General features: G+C 76.3%; 14 protein-coding genes. 5 read left to right on the top strand and 9 right to left on the bottom strand.

Annotated features, from left to right (window positions below; translation table 11 throughout):
* The first annotated feature begins 101 nt into the window (after nucleotides 1–101).
* Nucleotides 102–1,043 (top strand): alpha/beta fold hydrolase, encoded by a 942-nt coding sequence (locus HNR12_RS21465; RefSeq protein WP_179769263.1) that lies wholly within the window; start codon nucleotides 102–104, stop codon nucleotides 1,041–1,043.
* A gap of 52 nt (nucleotides 1,044–1,095) precedes the next feature.
* On the opposite strand, the gene HNR12_RS21460 is transcribed toward HNR12_RS21465, so the two are convergent.
* On the bottom strand, nucleotides 1,096–1,887 hold the full coding sequence (locus tag HNR12_RS21460) for a MerR family transcriptional regulator (RefSeq protein ID WP_179769262.1): 792 nt from the start codon (nucleotides 1,885–1,887) through the stop codon (nucleotides 1,096–1,098).
* 194 nt (nucleotides 1,888–2,081) lie between these two features.
* Here HNR12_RS21460 and HNR12_RS21455 point away from each other — a divergent pair, with 194 nt between their 5' ends.
* The 3 genes from HNR12_RS21455 to HNR12_RS21445 are packed head-to-tail and all read left to right on the top strand — an operon-like array spanning nucleotide 2,082 to nucleotide 5,027.
* Nucleotides 2,082–3,038: an AurF N-oxygenase family protein gene (locus tag HNR12_RS21455; protein ID WP_179769261.1), complete on the top strand. Its 957-nt coding sequence runs from the start codon at nucleotides 2,082–2,084 to the stop codon at nucleotides 3,036–3,038.
* Between the two features lie 58 nt (nucleotides 3,039–3,096).
* A complete protein-coding gene (locus HNR12_RS21450; RefSeq protein WP_338119811.1) occupies nucleotides 3,097–4,707 on the top strand; it encodes a flavin-containing monooxygenase in 1,611 nt (536 codons plus the stop codon).
* A complete protein-coding gene (locus tag HNR12_RS21445; protein ID WP_179769260.1) occupies nucleotides 4,704–5,027 on the top strand; it encodes a DUF4873 domain-containing protein in 324 nt (107 codons plus the stop codon). The genes HNR12_RS21450 and HNR12_RS21445 overlap by 4 nt, the downstream gene beginning before the upstream one ends.
* 208 nt (nucleotides 5,028–5,235) lie before the next feature.
* Here HNR12_RS21445 and HNR12_RS21440 read toward each other — a convergent pair whose 3' ends face one another.
* From HNR12_RS21440 to HNR12_RS21430, 3 genes are all read right to left on the bottom strand, one after another.
* Nucleotides 5,236–6,612, bottom strand: coding sequence for a four-carbon acid sugar kinase family protein (locus HNR12_RS21440; protein ID WP_179769259.1), 1,377 nt, complete (start codon nucleotides 6,610–6,612; stop codon nucleotides 5,236–5,238).
* Nucleotides 6,613–6,724: 112 nt separating this feature from the next.
* The gene (locus HNR12_RS21435) at nucleotides 6,725–7,942 is read right to left on the bottom strand and encodes an MFS transporter (RefSeq protein WP_308118376.1); all 1,218 of its coding nucleotides are present in this window, start codon (nucleotides 7,940–7,942) and stop codon (nucleotides 6,725–6,727) included.
* Nucleotides 7,943–8,278: 336 nt separating this feature from the next.
* Nucleotides 8,279–9,409 carry an MFS transporter gene (locus tag HNR12_RS21430; RefSeq protein WP_276516433.1) on the bottom strand — a complete coding sequence of 377 codons (1,131 nt, stop codon included), beginning with the start codon at nucleotides 9,407–9,409 and terminating at the stop codon, nucleotides 8,279–8,281.
* Nucleotides 9,410–9,587: 178 nt separating this feature from the next.
* Here HNR12_RS21430 and HNR12_RS21425 point away from each other — a divergent pair, with 178 nt between their 5' ends.
* On the top strand, nucleotides 9,588–10,283 hold the full coding sequence (locus HNR12_RS21425; protein ID WP_218902005.1) for a TetR family transcriptional regulator: 696 nt from the start codon (nucleotides 9,588–9,590) through the stop codon (nucleotides 10,281–10,283).
* Here the strand turns inward: HNR12_RS21425 and HNR12_RS21420 are convergent.
* The 5 genes from HNR12_RS21420 to HNR12_RS21400 form a co-directional block, all read right to left on the bottom strand.
* A complete protein-coding gene (locus HNR12_RS21420) occupies nucleotides 10,269–11,363 on the bottom strand; it encodes a Gfo/Idh/MocA family oxidoreductase (RefSeq protein ID WP_179769257.1) in 1,095 nt (364 codons plus the stop codon). The two genes, HNR12_RS21425 and HNR12_RS21420, sit on opposite strands and share 15 nt — an antisense overlap.
* 102 nt (nucleotides 11,364–11,465) lie before the next feature.
* Nucleotides 11,466–13,520 carry a protein kinase domain-containing protein gene (locus HNR12_RS21415; protein ID WP_179769256.1) on the bottom strand — a complete coding sequence of 685 codons (2,055 nt, stop codon included), beginning with the start codon at nucleotides 13,518–13,520 and terminating at the stop codon, nucleotides 11,466–11,468.
* 468 nt (nucleotides 13,521–13,988) lie between these two features.
* Nucleotides 13,989–16,400 (bottom strand): endopeptidase La, encoded by a 2,412-nt coding sequence (lon, locus tag HNR12_RS21410; protein ID WP_179769255.1) that lies wholly within the window; start codon nucleotides 16,398–16,400, stop codon nucleotides 13,989–13,991.
* A 116-nt stretch (nucleotides 16,401–16,516) separates the two neighbouring features.
* Entirely contained in the window at nucleotides 16,517–17,173 is a 657-nt protein-coding gene (locus HNR12_RS21405) for a response regulator (protein WP_179769254.1), read from the bottom strand.
* The gene (locus HNR12_RS21400) at nucleotides 17,170–18,402 is read right to left on the bottom strand and encodes a sensor histidine kinase (RefSeq protein WP_308118414.1); all 1,233 of its coding nucleotides are present in this window, start codon (nucleotides 18,400–18,402) and stop codon (nucleotides 17,170–17,172) included. The genes HNR12_RS21405 and HNR12_RS21400 overlap by 4 nt, the downstream gene beginning before the upstream one ends.
* Nucleotides 18,403–18,454: the final 52 nt, after the last annotated feature.

Here is an 18,454-nt window from a genome sequence, read left to right as displayed (position 1 = left end):
CCCCCGGGGTCCACGGCGGGCGGCGCGGGGCGACTGGCCGGGCGCGCAGCGGGAACCACACAGGGGGACACCCGCGCCCCCGACCCGCCAGGAGCCGCCCCGTGATCCCCCTGCGGCAGGCCGCCGACCAGACCCGCACCGTGCGCACCCCTGACGGCGCCGAACTCCGCGTCCACCTGCGCGGCCCGGTCGACGCCCCGGTGACCGTGGTGCTGGCCCACGACTGGGCCCTGGCCTCCGACACCTGGCGCCCGACCGTGGCGCGCCTGGTGGCCGGCCCCCGCCGCCCGGTGCGGGTGGTCCGGTTCGACCAGCGCGGCCACGGCGGGTCCACGCTGGGCACCCGCCCCTTCAGCGCGGCGGTGCTGGGCGAGGACCTGCTGCGCGTGCTGGAGGACTGCGCGCCGCACGGACCCCTCGTGCTGGGCGGGCACTCCATGGGCGGCCGGGCGGTCATGGCGCTGGCCGCCGCCCGCCCGGGGTTCGTGGCGGGGCGCGTGGCGGGGGTGCTGCTGGCGGCCACCGCCGCCGGGCGGCTCGACCCGGACGACCCCGGGCTGCCGCCGCACCGGCGCGCGGCCGGCGTGCTGCGGCGGGCCCTGGCGCGCGGGCTGGCGCGGGCCCCGGGCGCGGTGGACCGGCTGCGCGCGCTGCTGCCGCCCCACTCGGGCGCCTACCGCGCGGCGGTGCGGAGGGCCGCGTTCGGGACGCGGGCCGATCCGCTGGCGGTGCGCGAGTGCGCCCAGCTCCTACACAGCACGCCCACGCGCGTGGCGGTGGGGTTCTACGAGCCGCTGGTGCGCCACGACCTGTCGGGGCGGCTGGGCGCGCTGCGCGCCGTGCCGGTGCGGATCCTGGCGGGCGGGCGCGACCGCCTGGTGCGGCTGCGCCACACCCGCGCGCTGGCGCGGGCGCTGCCCCTGGCCGCGGTGGCGGTGCTGCCCGACTGCGGGCACATGCTGCCGCTGGAGGCGCCCGAGGCGGTGGGCGCCCACCTGGAGGCGCTGGCGGCCCTGGCCGGCGAGGCCGCCGAGGCCGCCTGACGCGCGCCGGCGGCCGGGGCGCGGGACAGTCCGCGACCGGCGCGGACGCGGATCAGCCGGTGGAGGGCGCCCCCTGCCCGGCGGGCTGGTCGACGGCGTGCCTGTGCTCGTTGATGTGCTCCAGCACCTCGGCGAAGTGCTCGCCCAGGACCTCGTGCAGGTGGCGGGACATGGACCCGGCGAGCATGGCGTCGACGGCGGTCTGGGCGAGCGGCCGCAGGCGGCGCACCAGCGAGGCGGTCTCGGCGATCTCCTCGCCCTTGAGGATGCCCTCGGGGGCGTGCTGGGCGAGGATGTGGTCGGCGACGGTGCGCACCAGTTCCTCGGCGAGGGTGTCGACGCGCTGCTTGAGCCGCTCGGAGATGTCCAGCACGGTGCTCAGCCGCATGCCGGCGGCCACGAGTTCGGCGCCGGCGTTGAGCAGGCGGGGGCTGGGCACCCGGAAGCGCAGGCCCTCGCGTTCGAGCAGGCCCAGGCGCAGGGTGCGGGTGAGGTTGGGCGCGGTGACCTGGCCGGGGAACATCCGGCGCAGCTCGGCCATGGTGACGTAGCCGGGGATCTCGTCGGTCCAGGGGTCGCCGATGGCGGCCTCGAAGCCGAGGATGTCGTTGAGGTCGCCGCCGCGCTCCCACACGCTGACCAGCTCGCTGATGTTGGCGAAGGTGTAGCCGCGCTTGAGCAGCTGGCCGATGAGCCGCAGGCGCGCCAGGTGCGCCTCGGTGTAGATGCCGACGCGGCCCTCGCGGCGCGGCGGGGAGAGCAGTCCCCGGTCCTGGTAGACGCGGACGTTGCGGACGGTGGTCTCCGCCAGCCGCGCCAGCTCGTCAATGCGGTATTCGGCCATGCCTCCAGCCTAGGGAGTCCCGCGCGCCGCGCGCCGCCGGTCCACCGCCCCGACCTTCCCCTCTTGCATCGTGACAATGGTCATTGTAATGTTTCGCCACACACGGTGTGGAGGAGATCACACTCGCCCCCCGAGCGGGCCGCGATGAACCCGTCCCGGCCGCGGCCCGCCGCCGGCGGACAAGGAGGACCGGCGTGACCCCCAAGACGCAGACCCGCACCACCGACCGCGAGGACATCGCCAAGCGCCTGCTGCGCTCCTCGGCCAAGGCGTCCTACGACCCCCTGGTGGAGATCGACTGGGACGCCCCCATCGACCGCGACCGCTACGCGATCCGCCCCGAGCGGCTGAGCCTGTACGGCACCGAGCTGTGGGAGACGCTCACCGAGGACCAGCGCAGGGAGCTGAGCCGCCAGGAGATCGCCAGCGTCGCCAGCATCGGCATCTGGTTCGAGACGATCCTGATGCAGATGCTCGTGCGGCACGCCTACGACCGCGACCCCACCACCAGCCACGTCCAGTACGCCTACACCGAGATCGCCGACGAGTGCCGCCACTCCGTCATGTTCGCCCGGATGCTCGGCAAACTGGACGCCCCCTTCTACCGCCTCGACCCCGTGGCGCAGTTCCTCGGCCGGGTCTTCAAGACCCTCTCCAACGGCCCGCTCACCTTCAGCGGGGCGCTTTTCGTGGAGGAGATCCTCGACCAGCTCCAGCGCGAGATCATGGTCGACGAGGAGCTGGAGCCGCTCACCCGGGCGGTCTCCCGCATCCACGTCGTGGAGGAGGCCCGCCACATGCGCTACGCCCGCGAGGAGTTCGCCCGCGACTGGCACAACCGCCACCCCCTCATCCAGCACTACAGCCGGTTCGTGCTGGGCCTGGTCGTCTACTACGCCACCACGCGGCTGATCAACCCCCGGGTCTACGCCCGCGTCGGCCTGGACCCCCGGACCGCCCGCAAGGCGGCCCGGCGCAACCCGTACTGGACCGACACCAAGACCTGGGCCGCCCGCAAGGTCGTGGCCACCCTCGACGCGGCCGGCGCGATCTCCGGGCCGGGCCGCTACTTCTGGCGCAAGGCCGGGCTGCTGGGCCGCCCCGGCGCACCCGCCGCACCGACCGCCGGCCCGGGGACTCAACGCGCCTGATCCCCGGGCCGGCCTCCCCGCCCGGACCCGCGCCCACCCGCTCGAAAGGACGCCTCGCGTGCGCGACGACCAGGAGACCCCGACGCCCCCCGTCCACCACCGGGTCGCCATCATCGGCACCGGGTTCGCCGGAATCGGCATGGCGGTCCGCCTCAAGCGGGCCGGACTGCACGACATCGTGCTGCTGGAGCGCGCCTACGAGGTCGGCGGCACCTGGCGCGACAACACCTACCCCGGCGCCGCCTGCGACGTGCCCTCCCACCTCTACTCCTTCTCCTTCGCGCCCAACCCCGACTGGTCGCGCAGCTTCTCGCCGCAGCCCGAGATCTGGGACTACCTGCGCCGGGTCGCCAAGGACCACGACGTGGTGCGGCACGTGCGCTTCGGCTGCGAGGTCACCGACGCGCGCTGGGAGCCCGCAGCCAACCGGTGGCGCGTCACCACCACCGGCGGCGTGTTCACCGCGCAGTTCCTCATCAGCGGCTGCGGGCCGCTGGCCGACCCCGCCGTCCCCGACATCCCGGGGCTGGACTCCTTCGCGGGCACGGTGTTCCACTCGGCGGCCTGGAACCACGACCACGACCTCACCGGGCGGCGGGTGGCCGTGGTGGGCACGGGGGCCTCGGCCATCCAGTTCGTGCCCGAGATCCAGCCGGTGGTGGGCGAGCTGAAGCTGTTCCAGCGCACCCCGCCGTGGGTGCTGCCCCGCCACGACCGCGACATCACCCGGCCCGAGACCTGGGTCTACCGCACCATCCCCCTGGCCCAGCGCGCCGCCCGGCTGGCGATCTACTGGGGGCGGGAGAGCTACGTGCTCGGGTTCGTGCACAGCCCGCGCCTGATGAAGGCCGTGGAGCGGCTGGCGCGGTTCAACCTGCGGCGCGGCGTGCGCGACCCCCGCCTGCGCGCCAAGCTGCTGCCGGACTACACCATCGGCTGCAAGCGGATGCTGCTGTCCAACGACTACTATCCCGCGCTGGACCGGCCCAACGTCGACGTGGTCACCGAGGGCATCGCCGGGTTCCAGGCCGACGCGGTCGTCACCCGCGACGGGGTGCGGCACGAGGTGGACACCGTCATCTTCGGCACCGGGTTCCACGTGACCGACAGCCCCATCGCCCAGCGGCTGCGCGACGCCGAGGGGGTGCGGCTGGCCGACCGGTGGGGCGACGACATGACGGCGCTGCGCGGCACCACCGTCGCGGGCTACCCCAACCTGTTCATGCTGGCCGGCCCCAACACCGGGCTCGGCCACACCTCGCAGGTGTTCATGATCGAGGCGCAGATCAACTACACCATGGCCGCGCTGCGCCACGCCGCCCGCAACCGGATCGACCGCATCGAGGCGCGCGCCGACGCGCAGGCCGCCTACAACGAATGGGTGCAGCGCAGGATGCGCGGCACGGTGTGGGTCTCGGGGGGCTGCGACAGCTGGTACCTCAACGACAAGGGCCGCAACACCACCCTGTGGCCCGGGTTCACCTGGGACTACGCCCTGCGCACCCGGCGGTTCGACCCGCACAACTACCACCTGCGGCCCGAAATCCCCCCGGCCGGCCTGCCCGGCGCCGCCCGCCGGACGCCGTCGGGGGCCGGTGCGGCGCAGCGCCCCGAGGGCGCGCCCGCCGGAGCGCCCCGGCGGGCGCAGCGGAATGAGGCGGCGCGATGAGCGGCATGGGCGACGACGAGGAGGAGTACCACGGCCCCGCCGACCTGGACTTCGGCGAGTCGACCGCGGCGGTGGAGGCGCACGTGGCCGGGCACTTCGACCCGCTCATGGGCGCCTACCGCTGGGTGGGCCGGGTGGCCGCCTCGCCGCGGGTGGCCGAGGCCGTCGCGGCCGGCCGCACGTCGGTGCTGCTGCGCACGCCCGGCGGCCACGAGGGCCGGGGCACGCTGTCGGGCCCCGACGTGTGGGGCGGCTACCGGGTGGAGGGCACCGGCGCCCCGCCCTTCGCCGTGCCGGAGGTGGACCCGGCCCGGGACTGACCGGGCCGCATCGACCCGGGGCCGGCTGATCGTCCCGGCCAGGCGTTCCGGGGGAACGGTCGCAAAGCGGAGGGGACCGGCCACTCCCCCGGTGCGGACCGCGTGCCCCGCTCTCAGCCGGAGGGCGGGGCGCCGCGGTGCCGGCGTGACGGGGCCCCGGCGTCGGCGCGGCGGCCGCCGGGCCCGCCACCCGTACGACGGCCGCCGTTCAGGCGGTGCGCGGCCCGCCCCAGACCGCGCCCTGCGGCGCGCGGTGGGCCGGGGGCAGCACATGCTCGGAGACCTCCGAGTGCACCTGCTGGAGCCGCGCGCGGGCGGCGCGGCGCAGCCGGGCCAGGCACTCCACGGCGGCGGCGGAGTCGCCGACCAGGCCGCCCTTGACCACGGCGGGCACGCCGTCCAGCGGGCCGCCGCTGAGGGCGCCGTGCACCGCCAGCGGCAGCACCTCGCCGGCGACCTCGAAGGCGTGCACGTCCAGGGCCTCCAGCACGCTGGCGGCGACGTCGCCGCCGGTGAGGTAGACCCCGCTGGGCAGGGCGTGGCTGCCGGCCTCGTCGCCCACGGCCGCCACCACCTCGGCCACCAGTTCGGCCAGGCGGCCGGGCAGCGCGCGGGCGGCCGCCGGGGAGTCGCCGCCGGGCGCCAGCGCCCGCAGCACCACGACCTCGGGGAACACCGCCGAGGTGAGCTGGTCGGTGAGGCGGCGGCACACCTCGTCGAAGTGGTCGTCGGTGCGGCCCAGCCGCTCGGGGTCGGCGTCGACGAACCGGGCCGGACCGGTGCGGGCCAGCGCGGCGAACTGCTCGCGGGTGAGGTCGGTGGTGCTGCCCGCCACGGCCAGCAGCGGGCCGGGCGCGCGGGCCTGGCCGCGCAGCCGCAGCGCGTAGGCCAGCAGCGCCCCGCCCGGGCCGGGGTCGGCCGCCACCCATACGGTGCCGTCGGTGCGGTGCACCTCGGCGGCGGCGCCCGCGAGGTCCTCGACGCGGCGCTCGTCGGCGGCGTCGCACAGCAGCACCGGCTCGTCGCCGGCCCGCAGGTCGGCGGCGAGCATGTCCTGGGTGACCTGCCGGTCGGGCACCCGGCGCACCGCCAGGCCGGTCTGGCGGGCCAGGATCGCGGCGACGTCGCCGGTGTCCATCGGCCAGAACGGGTCGCGGGCGAGTTCGGTGGCCTCCAGCGGACGGCCGTCGAGCAGCTGCACACCGTCGACCGTGGTGCGGCCCGAGGCGGGGAAGGCGGGCACCAGCAGCGCGCGCACGGCCACCTGGGCGGGCACGCGCTCGCGCACCGCCTGCCAGGCGGCCTCCAGTTCGGCGCCGACGTTGCCGCGCAGGGTGCTGTCGATCCGCTTGACGACCAGGCCCACCGGCCAGATGGCCTCCACCACGTCGGTGACCAGGTCGGCGGCCTGCTCGGCCGAGGCGTGCCGGCTGTCGAGGTTGGCCACGACCACGTCGTACTCCTCGGCGACCGCCGCGACGTGCTCGGGGGTCACGGTCGCCACCCGCATGCCCGAGCGCGCGAACCGGGCGCCGGTTGCGTTGGCGCCGGTGAGGTCGTCGGCGACGACGAGAACCTGGGCCACGGCTTCCTCCCTGATCGTCCTGGGCGGCGCGGACGCGCGGCGGGCCCCGCGCGGCGGTGCGGCGGGTGCGGCGGGACGCGGGCCGCCCCGCGGCCCGGCCCCTATGACTCTCTCATCCCCGCCGGGTGCGCAGGGCCGCCCCGGCCAGTGCCGCGGCCGCGCACAGCGCGAGCACGTAGCCGATGGTCCCGGCCCAGCCGAGGTGGTCGTAGGCCACGCCGCCGAGCCAGCCGAAGGCGCTGGAGCCCAGGTAGTAGGCGAGAGTGTAGAGGGCGGCGGCCTGGGCGCGGGCGGTGGTGGCGCGCACGCCCACCCAGGCCGACGCGGTGGCGTGGGCCGAGAAGAACGCGAAGGTGAACAGCAGCAGCGCGGCGACCACGGCGGCCGGCGCGGGCAGCAGCAGGGCCGCCGCGCCGACGGCCATGGCGGCGACCCCGGCCAGCAGCACGGCGTGCCGCCCGGCGCGCTCCACCACCCGGCCGACGAACGCGGAGCTGGCGGTGCCGGCGAGGTAGGCCGTGAACAGCAGCGCGACCGGCGCGGGCGGGAGGTCGAAGGGCGGGCCCGTCATGCGGAAGCCCAGGTAGTTGTAGACGGTGACGAACGCGCCCATGAGGAACAGGCCCTGGGCGTAGAGCGCGATCAGCCCGGGGTCGGCCACGGCGGAGCGCAGCCGCGCCGCCGGCCCGGGGCCGCTCCCGCCGCGCCGCCGGGGGGTGAACCCGCGGCTGCGCGGCACGGTCGCGGCGAAGACGATCAGGGCGGCCAAAGTGAGGAGCGACCCGGCGCCCACGCCCCAGCGCCAACCGCCGATCCCGGCCACGGCACCGGCCACCAGCCGTCCGCTCATGCCGCCCACGGTGGTACCGGCGATGTAGAGCCCGGCGGCGCGGGACACGTGGGAGCGGTGGACCTCCTCGGCGAGGTAGGCCATCGCCACGGCGGGTACCCCGCCCAGGGCGGCGCCCTGGAGGCCGCGCAGCACCAGCAGCGCCGCCATGCCGGGGGCGAAGGGCGCGGCGAGCCCCAGGGCGGTGGACAGCGACAGGGACAGCGCCATCACGCGGACGCGCCCGAACCGGTCGGCCAGCCCGCTCCAGAGCAGGACGAAGGCGGCCAGGCCGCCGGTGCCGAAGGAGACGGTGAGCGCCACCTGGGACGCGGAGGCGGAGAACCCCGCGGCCAGGCCCGGCAGCACCGCCTGCACGGCGTAGAGCTGGGCGAAGGTGGCGATCCCGGCGGCGGTCATGGCGACGGTGAGCCGCCGGTAGGCGGGGGTGCCGGCGCGGTGCCCCTCGAACCCGCCGCTTCCCGTCGTCCTGTCCTCCACCCATCCGACGGTAGACAGGTGACCCGCCGCACAGGGCATCCGGGGGTCGCCCCGGCGCGGCGGCGGACGCGCGGGGCGGCGCCGGCGGGGCGCACGGGCCTCCCGGGCGCCGGTGCGGACGTGGTGGTCCGCGCCGGACCCGGAAGGCCCTCCTCTGTTTCCCGCACCCGGCACGCGTGTCGCCGGCGTCCCGGGACGGCACGCCTGGCACGTGCCTAATAAGGGAGAGTCCCTCCCCGCCCGTGGCGGGGAGGGCACGCGGGCACGCCTCGCGCGGGGCCGACGAGGAGGTCGGGGCGGCTCGCTGCCGGCCGGGCCCCGGCGGGAGCGGGATCCCTACCCGGCGCGCCGCGCCAGGAGCGCCGCTCCCAGGGCCGCGGCCGAGCCGGCCAGCAGCACGGCGGCGAACACCGCGCCCAGACCGGTGAACCCGAGCCCGACCGCCCCGGCCACGGCGGGTGCCGCCGCGCTGGAGCCGATGTAGAGCCAGAACCCGTACATCGCGTTGGCACCCGCCAGGTGCTCGGCCCCCGCGGCGGCCGTGGTGGCCTGCATCGCCGCGGGCAGGGCCACGGCGCTGGCGAACACGAAGCCCGCCAGCAGCAGGGTGAACAGCCCGACCGAGCCCACCGCGGGCACCGAGGCGGCCGCGGCCCCGATGAACAGCGCCGCCGCGGCCGTGCTCACGACCAGCCGGTGCAGCGGCGCCAGGCGCGCCAGCAGCGGCATGGCCAGCGGCGCGAGCAGGATGGCGGGCAGTCCGGTCGCGCGCAGGGTGAGCAGGGCACCGGCGTCGCCCGCCACGCCCAGCGGGTTGGTGGGCCGAACGGCGGCGTACACGCCCACGAAGCCGAAGAGCAGGGTCAGCGCGATCAGGAAGAAGGGCAGCAGCCGGGGCAGCAGCGCCGCCCTGAGCAGGCCGCGGTAGGCCTCGGCGAGCGGGGTCGCGCCGTCGCGCCGGTCGGGCACCAGGACCACGCGCGCCAGCACGGCGACCCCCGCGGTGACCACCGCCGAGGCGAGGAAGGCGGCCGACCACCCCCAGCGGTCGGCGATGAACTGGGCGGCCACCTGCGCCACCACGGCCGAGGCCAGGAACGCGCTGGTCAGAGCGGTGAAGGCGTGCGCCCGGCGGTGCGCGGGGATGGTGCGGGTGAGGTAGCCGATGGCGGTGGGCGCGAACGTGGCCGCGGCGCAGCCCTGGAGCACGCGGGCGGCGATCACGGTCTCGGCGGTGGGCATGAGGGCGGTGACCGCGGCGAACAGGGCGGTGGCGGCCAGCCCGACCGCGATGAGCCGGCGGTGGCCGATCCGCGGTACGAGCGGCCCGAAAACGAGGAAGCCCAGGGCGTAGGCGGCGCCGAAGGCGGTGACGGTCCAGCTGACGGTGGCGGTGCTCGCGCCGGTGTCGGCGGCGATGGGCGCCAGGAGGGGCAGGGCCAGGTAGAGCTGGCCGGTGATGACCAGCGCGGCGGCCGCGATGACCAGGACCTACGGCAGGATGCGCGCGGCGGCCGGCGCGGCGGAGGCGGGCGCGGTCGGGGCCGCGCCGCCGGCGGGAGGCGCCGGCGGGCGTGTCTGGTTGAGCATGGCCCCATATAAACCAACCAAACAGTTGGATGTCAACTGGCCTATGATGGGCGGCATGATGGCACCACGGGACAGCGCCGCCACCCGCCGCAAACTGCTGGAGGCGGGGCGCGCGGAGTTCGCCGAGCACGGGATCGCGGGCGGCCGCATCGACCGCATCGCCGAGAGCGCGGGTGTGAACAAGGAACGCGTCTACGGCCACTTCGGCAGCAAGGAGAAGCTGTTCCAGGCGGTGCTGGAGGCGGTCAAGGCCGAGCACGCGGCCACCCTGCCCACCCCCGACGAGGACGTCGGCGAGTGGGTGGGCCGGCTGTTCGACTCCCACGCGGCCAACCGCACGATGGTGCGGCTGATGATGTGGGAGGCGCTGTACTTCGAGGACCGCCCGCTGCCCGACGACACCGCGCGGGCCGACGTCTACGCCAGCAAGGTCCTGGCGCTGGCGCGCAGCGCCGGGGTGGAGCCCGACAGCGCGGCGGCCATGACCCTGCTGTGCCTGCTGGGCCTGGGCACCTGGCCGTTCGCGATGCCGCAGATGGCGCGCCTGGTGATCGGGCCGCGCGCGCTCACCCCGGCCGGGCGCGCCGAACTGCGCGCCCACATCGTGGCGATGGCCAACGCCGCCGTGGCGGGCGCGGTGGGCGCCCGCGGCGCCGCGGGCGCGGCCGAGGCGCCGGGCGCCTCGGCCGCCGCCGGAGCGTCGGCGACCGAGGACGGCACCCCGGATTCCAACGAATCAGTTGGAAGGTGAGCCGGGAGCGGCGCCCACCCGTACCACCTGGCCCGTGCGGGCGCTGTGCCGCGCCGCCTCGATGACCTCCAGCCCGTGCACCACCTCGTGCGGCTCCACCGGCACCGGCTCGCCCTCGCCCACCGCGTCGCGCACGGCGGCGTAGAAGGCGGGGTAGGCGCCGCGTTCGCTGGGCACCGGGCGCGGGTCGTCGTCGGTGCCCACGCGGCCCCACGCCGCCTCCGGCTCCACGCCCCAGTCGGGGGCGTCGGGGCGCTCGCCGCGCCCCAGCCGGTCCTCCTGGCCGTCCAGCCCGTGGATCGTGAAGGCCGCCCGGTCGCCCAGCACCCGGAAGCGCGGCCCGAGCCGGGCGGCGACCGCGCTCATCCACAGGTGGGAGCGCACGCCCCCGGCGTGGGTGAGGGCCAGGAAGGAGTCGTCGTCGGCGGGCGCGCCCCGGCGGGCGTCCAGCTCGGCGTAGACCGCCTCGACCGGTCCGAACAGGTTGACGGCCTGGTCGATGAGGTGGGGGCCGAGGTCGTAGAGAATCCCTGCGCCGGTGTCGGGGTCGCCGCTGTCGCGCCAGGTGCCCTTGGCCTCGGGCCGCCACCGCTCGAACCGGGACTCGAACCGGTGCACGCGGCCCAGCGCGCCCTCGTCGATGAGCTTCCACAGGGTCAGGAAGTCGGAGTCCCAGCGCCGGTTCTGGTAGACGGTCAGCACCCGCCCCAGCCGCTCGGCCAGGGCCACCAGCTCGCGCGCGTCGGCCGCCCGCAGCGCGAACGGCTTGTCCACGACCACGGCGAACCCCGCCTCCAGCGCGGCGCGCGCCAGCGGCACGTGCGTCTCGTTGGGCGTGGTGACCACCGCGATGTCGATGTCGCCGCCGCGCCGCCACAGCTCCTCGGCCGAGCCGACCACCTCGGTGTGCGGGTACCGCGACCGCACCGCCGCCTGCCGCTCGGGGTTGCCCGTGACCACAGCCGACAGGCGCAGCCCCGGGGTGGTGTCGATCAGCGGGGCGTGGAACACCTCGCCGCCCTTGCCGTACCCGATGACGGCGACGTGCAGTTCTCGTTCAGCGTCGTGCGCAGAGGTCATGACCCCCACGGTAGCCAGCGCCCGCCCCCACCCGGCGCGGCGCGCGGCGGGAGCGGAGGCGGGGAGCGGCAGAGGTGCCGCCGGGCCGGGGCCGGCCGGGCGCTAGTCCGTAGCGGTCCCGGCGGCCTCCACGCCCCACGTCCGCACGATGCCGTCCTCGCCTCCGGCGGCCAGGACGGTGCCGTCGGGGCTGAAGGCCACCGAGCGCGTCCAGGTGCCGCCGGCCAGGTGTTCGGCGATCGGCCTTCCGGTCCCCGTGTCCCACACCGCGATATCGGCGCCGCCGCTCGCGAGCATCCCGCCGTCGGGGTGGAACGCCACCGAATCCACCCGGCCGTCGTGGTGCAGCTCGGACTCCTCCTCGCCCGACTCAGCGTCCCACAGGAGTACGGCGCCCTGCTCGGCCTCCGTCTCGGTGCCGGCGGCCAGCACGGCGCCGTCGGGGCTGAACGCCAGCGAGAACACGTAGTCGTCGTGCTCGAAGGCGGCGGTCTCCTCGCCCGTCTCGGCGTCCCACAGGCGGACGGGCCCCTCGCCCTCGGCGGTGGCGACGGTGGCGCCGTCGGGGCTGAACGCCAGCGCGGTCACCATCACGTCGTTGTCGGCCTCGTCCAGGGTGGCGGTCTGCTCACCGGTCTCGACGTCCCACAGCCGTGTGGCGCCGATGGCCGTGGCGACCGTCCGGCCGTCCGGGCTGAACGCGATCTCGGTCGCCGTGGAGCCGAGTGTGGCGACGTTCTCCTCGGTCTGGGGGTCCCACAGGACGACGTCGGTGTAGCTGCCGCCCACGGCGAGCAGGCCGCCGTCCGGGCTGAACGCCAGTGCGTCCACGTGGAAGCCGCCGTTGACCGTGGTGACCGGCTCCCCGGTCGCGGCGTCCCACAGGCTGAACGCCAGGTCGTCGCCGCCCGCCGCGATGGTCCCGCCGGGCCCGACCGCCACCGTCCGCACCTCTCCGCCCTCGCCCTGCGGCGTGGGGGTGGGCCCCGGAGGGAAGCGGACGGAGGCGCCGGCCGCGCCGCCCTCGCCCGTGGTGGCGCCGCCCTCCCCCTCTGCGGCCTCGGCCCCGAGCAGCAGGCTGACGCCCCACACCGCGCCCGTCGCCACCACGAGCGCCGCCACCATGGCGCCGGCGCCCACGAGCAGCCACACCGGCGGGCGGCGCGGGTGCGGGTCGCGGCGCGGGGTGGCCGCGTCCAGAATCCGCTCGGTTGCGGCGGGTGCCGCTGTCACGGGGGGCGGCGCCTCGTCAGGCCGGGCACCGGGGGCCTCAGCGCCGCCGGAGGGTCCGCCCGCGCCGCGCGCGGCCGGTCCGCCGGGCCCGCCGGCGCCCGGCCCGGCCCCGGAGTCCCGCAGGACGCCCTCGGCGAAGCGGGTGAGGATGGCGTCGGGGGTGGGCCGCGCGCCGGGGTCGCGGTTCCAGCAGTCGGCGATCAACTCCCGCGTGACGGGATCGACGCCGCCGAGGTCGGGCGGCGGCCCGGTGAGGCGGTGGACGGTCTCGGCCATGGTGGGCGCCTTGAACGGGTTGGCCCCGGTGGCGGCGAAGGCCAGCACGGTCCCCAGCGAGAACAGGTCGGAGGCCGGGCCCACGCCGGAGCCGTCGACCTGCTCCGGCGACATGTAGGGCAGGGTCCCCACCACGGACTCGTTGCCGGTGAGGGTGTCGGCGCCCAGCGGCCGGGCGATCCCGAAGTCGATGATGCGCGGCCCGTCGTGGGTCATGATGACGTTGCCCGGCTTGAGGTCGCGGTGCACCAGCCCGCACGCGTGGATCGCCTGGAGACCTTCGGCCAGCCCGACGGCCAGGACGTGCAGCGCGGGCGGCGCGATGGGGCCGTGCTCGCGGACCCGCCGGTAGAGCGTTGGGCCGGCGATGTAGGCGGTGGCGATCCAGGGCGGCGCGGCCGACAGGTCGGCGTCCACGACCGAGGCGGTGTGGAACCCGCCCACCCGGCGCGCGGCGTCGACCTCGCGGGCGAAGCGGGCGCGGAACCCGCTGTCCTGCACCAGGCCGGAGCGGATGACCTTGACGGCGACCTGGCGGCCGGAGGCGGTGCGGGCGAGGTAGACCCGGCCCATCCCGCCCTCGCCCAGGCGGTGGGTGAGGCGGAAGGCGCCGATGCGCGCGGGGTCGGACGGCTCCAGCGGCTCCACGCCGTCAGTCCCCCTTCCCGGGCGCCGGTGCCGGCCCCGGGGCGCGGCCCTTCCCCGCCTTGGCGGGCGAGGCGCCCTCATCGTAGCCACGCCGGATCGGGGCGCACACCTCCCGTCACCGGATCGCAACCCGCCCGCACGGCCCCGCGTGGCCGGTGGCCGGGGTGGGCGGCGTCGGTGCTGAGCACCACCGAGGCCGCCCCTCGTCGGAGCCCTCGGCGACGGCGGCCTCCTCCGCGTGGCCCTCGGACGAGGCGGCCCGCCGCGCCCGAGAGCACGTCCGCCACGGCCTCACGAACCGTGCGGTCCGGGAGGCCGTGGGGTGGGGCTCGCGGCCCGCTCTATGCCACGGCGTGTGCGGGGTCGTCCAGCCGCAGGGCCTGACCGCTTCGGGTGACCGTGCGGCCGGGGTGCGGACACACGGGAGGGGCCGCCCCTCGCACGGGACGGCCCCTCTGGGTCCGGCGGTCAGGCCGCTACGGCCGCTGCGCGCTGTGCAGGCTCAAGCGCGATCTCCAGCACCTCGCGGACGTCGCTGACCGTGTGGACGGTGAGCTGGTCCAGGACGTCCTGGGGGACGTCGTCGAGGTCGGGCTCGTTGCGCGAGGGGATGAGGACCGTGGTGATCCCCGCCCGGTGCGCCGCGAGGAGCTTCTGCTTGACCCCGCCGATGGGCAGGACGCGGCCGGTCAGCGAGACCTCGCCGGTCATGGCGACGTCGGCGCGCGCCGGGCGGCCCGACAGCAGCGACGCCAGGGCGGTGGTCATCGTGACACCGGCGCTGGGGCCGTCCTTGGGGATCGCCCCGGCCGGGACGTGCAGGTGCACGCCGCGCTCCTTGAGGTCGCCCACCGGCAGCTCCAGTTCGGCGCCGCGCGAGCGCAGGTAGGACAGGGCGATCTGCGCGGACTCCTTCATGACGTCGCCCAGCTGGCCGGTGAGGGTCAGCCCGCTCGCGCCGGACTCGGGGTCGGCCAGGGAGGCCTCGACGAACAGCACGTCGCCGCCGGTGCCGGTGACCGCCAGGCCCGTGGCCACGCCCGGCACGGCCGTGCGCTCGGCGGTCTCGGGCGTGTGCTTGGGGCGGCCGATGAAGTCCTTGAGGTCGGCGGCGGCCACGTGCAGCGGCAGCTCCCGCTCGCCCAGGGCCACGCCCGCCGCGACCTTGCGCAGCACGCGGGCGACGGTGCGCTCCAGGCCGCGCACACCGGCCTCGCGGGTGTACTCGGCCGCGATGGAGCGCAGGGCGTCTTCGCCGAACTCGACCTCGCCGGGCTCCAGCCCCGCCCGCTCCAGCTGCCGGGGCAGCAGGTGGTCGCGGGCGATCACGACCTTCTCGTCCTCGGTGTAGCCGTCGAGCTGCACCAGCTCCATGCGGTCCAGCAGCGGCCCGGGGATGGTCTCCAGGGCGTTGGCGGTGGCCAGGAAGACGACGTCGGAGAGGTCGAGGTCGACCTCCAGGTAGTGGTCGCGGAACGTGTGGTTCTGCGCGGGGTCGAGCACCTCCAGCAGCGCGGCCGTGGGGTCGCCCCGGAAGTCGGTGCCGACCTTGTCGATCTCGTCCAGGAGCACGACCGGGTTCATGGAGCCGGACTCCTTGATCGCCCGCACGATGCGGCCCGGCAGCGCGCCGACGTAGGTGCGGCGGTGGCCGCGGATCTCGGCCTCGTCGCGCACGCCGCCCAGCGCCACGCGGGTGAAGTTGCGGCCCATGGCGCGCGCCACGGACTCCCCCAGCGAGGTCTTGCCCACGCCGGGCGGGCCGACGAGGGCGAGCACGGCGCCGCTGCGGCGCCCGCCCACCACGCCCAGGCCCCGCTCCTCGCGGCGCTTGCGCACGGCCAGGTACTCGACGATGCGCTCCTTGACGTCGTCGAGGCCGGCGTGGTCGGCGTCGAGGATCTCGCGCGCCCCCACGATGTCGTAGGAGTCGTCGGTGCGGGTGTTCCACGGCATGTCGAGGACGGTGTCGAGCCAGGTGCGGATCCAGCCGGACTCCGGCGAGGAGTCGCCGGCCCGCTCCAGCTTGTCGACCTCGGCCAGCGCGGCCTTGCGGACGTGGTCGGGCAGGTCGGCGGCCTCGACGCGCTCGCGGTAGTCGTCCTCCTCGCTGCCGGGCTTGCCGTCGAGCTGGTTCAGCTCCTTGCGGATGGCCTCCATCTGGCGGCGGAGCAGGAACTCGCGCTGCTGCTTCTCGACGCCCTCCTGGACGTCCTGGTCGATGGTCTCGGCGACCTCGAGCTCGGCCAGGTACTCGCGGGTCCACTCGCTGAGCAGCCGCAGCCGCTCGGCGACGTCGTAGGTCTCCAGGAGCTGGAGCTTCTGGGCGGTCTTGAGGAACGGGGAGTAGCCGCCGCGGTCGGCGAGGCGCCCGGGGTCGTCCAGCTGCTGGATGCCGTCGAGGATCTGCCACGCCCCCCGCTTTTGCAGGTAGGTGGTGAGCAGGGTCTTGTACTCGCGGGCCTGCTCCAGGACCTTGCCGGGGTAGCCGCCCTCGGGGGCGACGTCGGTGTGGACCTCGGCGGAGACCCACAGGGCCGCGCCCGGGCCGGCGGTGCCGCTGCCGACCCGCGCGCGGGCGGTGCCGCGCAGCACGGCGGCCGGCTCGCCCTCGGGGGTGCGGCCGACCTGCTCCACGACGGCGACGGTGCCGATGGCGGCGTAGTTGCCGTCGACGCGGGGCACGATGAGCACGCGCGGCTTGCCCGTGGACCGGATCCCGGGGACCCGCGCGGCGCCCTCGCCCCCGGCCCGCGCGGCGTCGATGGCGGCGCGCACCTCGGAGTCGGAGATGTCCACCGGCACGACCATGCCGGGGAGGACGACGTCCTCGTCAAGGGGAAGCACCGGGAACGTCGCACTGGACTGCGCTTCAGTCATCAGACCCTCCTTGTTGAGTCACTAACACTCAATAAACGAGAGTCCGGGTTTGTTCCCCGCATCGTGTTCGCCGTGAGCGATGCGGGTCCGGGCCCGGCGGGCGGCCCCGCGCGGGCTCAGCGCACCAGGCCCGCGCGGTAGGCGATGACCACCAGCTGGGCGCGGTCGCGCGCGTGCAGCTTGACCATGGCGCGGCTGACGTGGGTGCGCGCGGTGGCCGGGCTGACCACCAGCCGCTCGGCGATCTCGGCGTTGGACAGGCCCTCGCCGACCAGCGCCAGCACCTCCCGCTCGCGCTCGGTCAGCTCGCGCAGCTGTGGGCGCGGGGCGCTGTGGGGCGCGCGGGAGACGAAGGTGGAGATCACGCTGCGGGTCACCGACGGCGACAGCAGCGACTCCCCGGCGGCGGCCAGCCGGATCGCGCGCAGCAGCTCGGTGGGCTCGCTGTCCTTGATGAGGAAGCCCGCCGCACCGGCGCGCAGCGCGTCGAACACGTACTCGTCCAGCTCGAAGGTGGTCAGCACCACCACGCGCGTGGCGGCGAGCCGGTCGTCGGCGGCGATCTCGCGCAGCGCGGCGATGCCGTCCATCACCGGCATGCGCACGTCCATCAGCAGCACGTCGGGGTGCTCGCGGCGGACCAGCTCGACCGCCTCGCGGCCGTCGGCGGCCTCGCCGACCGCCTCCAGGTCGTCCTCGGCCTCGATCAGCACGCGCAGGCCCATCCGCACGAGCGCCTGGTCGTCGACGATCCCCACGCGCACGGCCGTCATCGCTCACCCCGCGGCAGCTCGGCGCGCACGGCGAACCCGCCCTCGGGGCGCGGCCCCGCCGCCAGCCGCCCGCCGACGGCGCGGGCGCGCTCGCGCATCCCGGCGATCCCGCCGCCTTCGGCCGGTGCCGCACCCGGGCGGGCCGGGCCGGTGTCGGTGATCTCCACGGTGACCTCCTTGGGCCGGTAGCCGATGACGACGGTGGCGCCGGCGCCGCCGGCGTGGCGCACCACGTTGGTCAGCGCCTCCTGGACGATGCGGTAGGCCGCGTGGTCGACCGCCGCCGGGAGCGCGGCGCGCTCCCCCTCGACGCGGACCTCCACGGGCCGCCCGGCCGAGGCGATGCCCGCGACCAGGTCGTCCAGCCGGTCCAGGCCGGGCGGGGGTTCGCGGGTGTCGCCGGGAGCGCCGCCCTCGGGGGTGCGGAACACGGCGAGCGTGCCGCGCAGCTCCTCCAGGGCGTCCTTGCTGGTCTGGCGGATGGCCTCCAGCGCGGGCTGGGCGCGCTCGGGCCGCTTCTCCAGCACGTGCAGGGCCACCCCGGCCTGCATGTTGATGACCGACAGGCTGTGCCCCACGACGTCGTGCACCTCGCGGGCGATGCGCAGCCGCTCCTCGTAGACCGAGCGGCTCAGCTCCTGGGCGCGCTCGCGGCGCGCGTTCTCGCGCCGGGAGCGCACGATGACGCCCAGCGCGGCGGGCCCCAGCAGCAGGCCCAGGGCGACGAACAGGTCGGCCACCGCCTGGGCGGAGGCCAGCCCCAGGTAGGGCTGGTCCAGGCGCAGGGCGAGGAAGACGGGGACCCCCATGGCCGTCAGCGGGAGCCAGCGCCGGGGCGGGAGCCGCACGGCCAGCGTGTAGAGGAGCAGCATGGGCGCCAGGACGATCGGGCCGCCCGAGCCCAGGACGCCGAAGACCACGGCCACGGCCGCCATCGCCGCCACGAAGGCCGACCGGGGGTGGAGGCGGCGCAGGGCCAGCGCGCCGACGACCACCGCGACGCAGACGTAGACGGCGGCGGGCACCGGCTCGAAGTCGGGCGGCGGGCCGTCCCAGGGCGGGCCGGCGGTGTCCGGCCCACGGGCGCGGTCGCTCCAGGCGCCCTGGGCGTGCACCCCGGCGAGCGCCACCGCGCCGAGGCCCAGCGCGAGGGGGACGTCGAGCAGCAGGACGCGGCCGGCGCCCCGCCGCCGGGGCGCCGGGTGCCCGTTGCCTCCGTCGCCGTTCACACGCCCGACACTAGCCCGCACGGGGCCGGACGGGCGTCGGCCGCGCTGCGTA

Source organism: Streptomonospora nanhaiensis, from assembly GCF_013410565.1.
GTDB classification, from domain to species: Bacteria; Actinomycetota; Actinomycetes; order Streptosporangiales; family Streptosporangiaceae; genus Streptomonospora; species Streptomonospora nanhaiensis.
This window is presented reverse-complemented; position numbering and strand designations above follow the sequence as displayed.

What these genes read in the sequence shown, in the direction of transcription:
- HNR12_RS21460 (WP_179769262.1), bottom strand. Translation starts at nt 1,887, where the DNA reads ATGGCCGAATACCGCATTGACGAGCTGGCGCGGCTGGCGGAGACCACC.
- HNR12_RS21445 (WP_179769260.1), top strand. Translation starts at nt 4,704, where the DNA reads ATGAGCGGCATGGGCGACGACGAGGAGGAGTACCACGGCCCCGCCGAC.
- HNR12_RS21425 (WP_218902005.1), top strand. Translation starts at nt 9,588, where the DNA reads ATGATGGCACCACGGGACAGCGCCGCCACCCGCCGCAAACTGCTGGAG.
- HNR12_RS21420 (WP_179769257.1), bottom strand. Translation starts at nt 11,363, where the DNA reads ATGACCTCTGCGCACGACGCTGAACGAGAACTGCACGTCGCCGTCATC.
- lon (WP_179769255.1), bottom strand. Translation starts at nt 16,400, where the DNA reads ATGACTGAAGCGCAGTCCAGTGCGACGTTCCCGGTGCTTCCCCTTGAC.
- HNR12_RS21405 (WP_179769254.1), bottom strand. Translation starts at nt 17,173, where the DNA reads ATGACGGCCGTGCGCGTGGGGATCGTCGACGACCAGGCGCTCGTGCGG.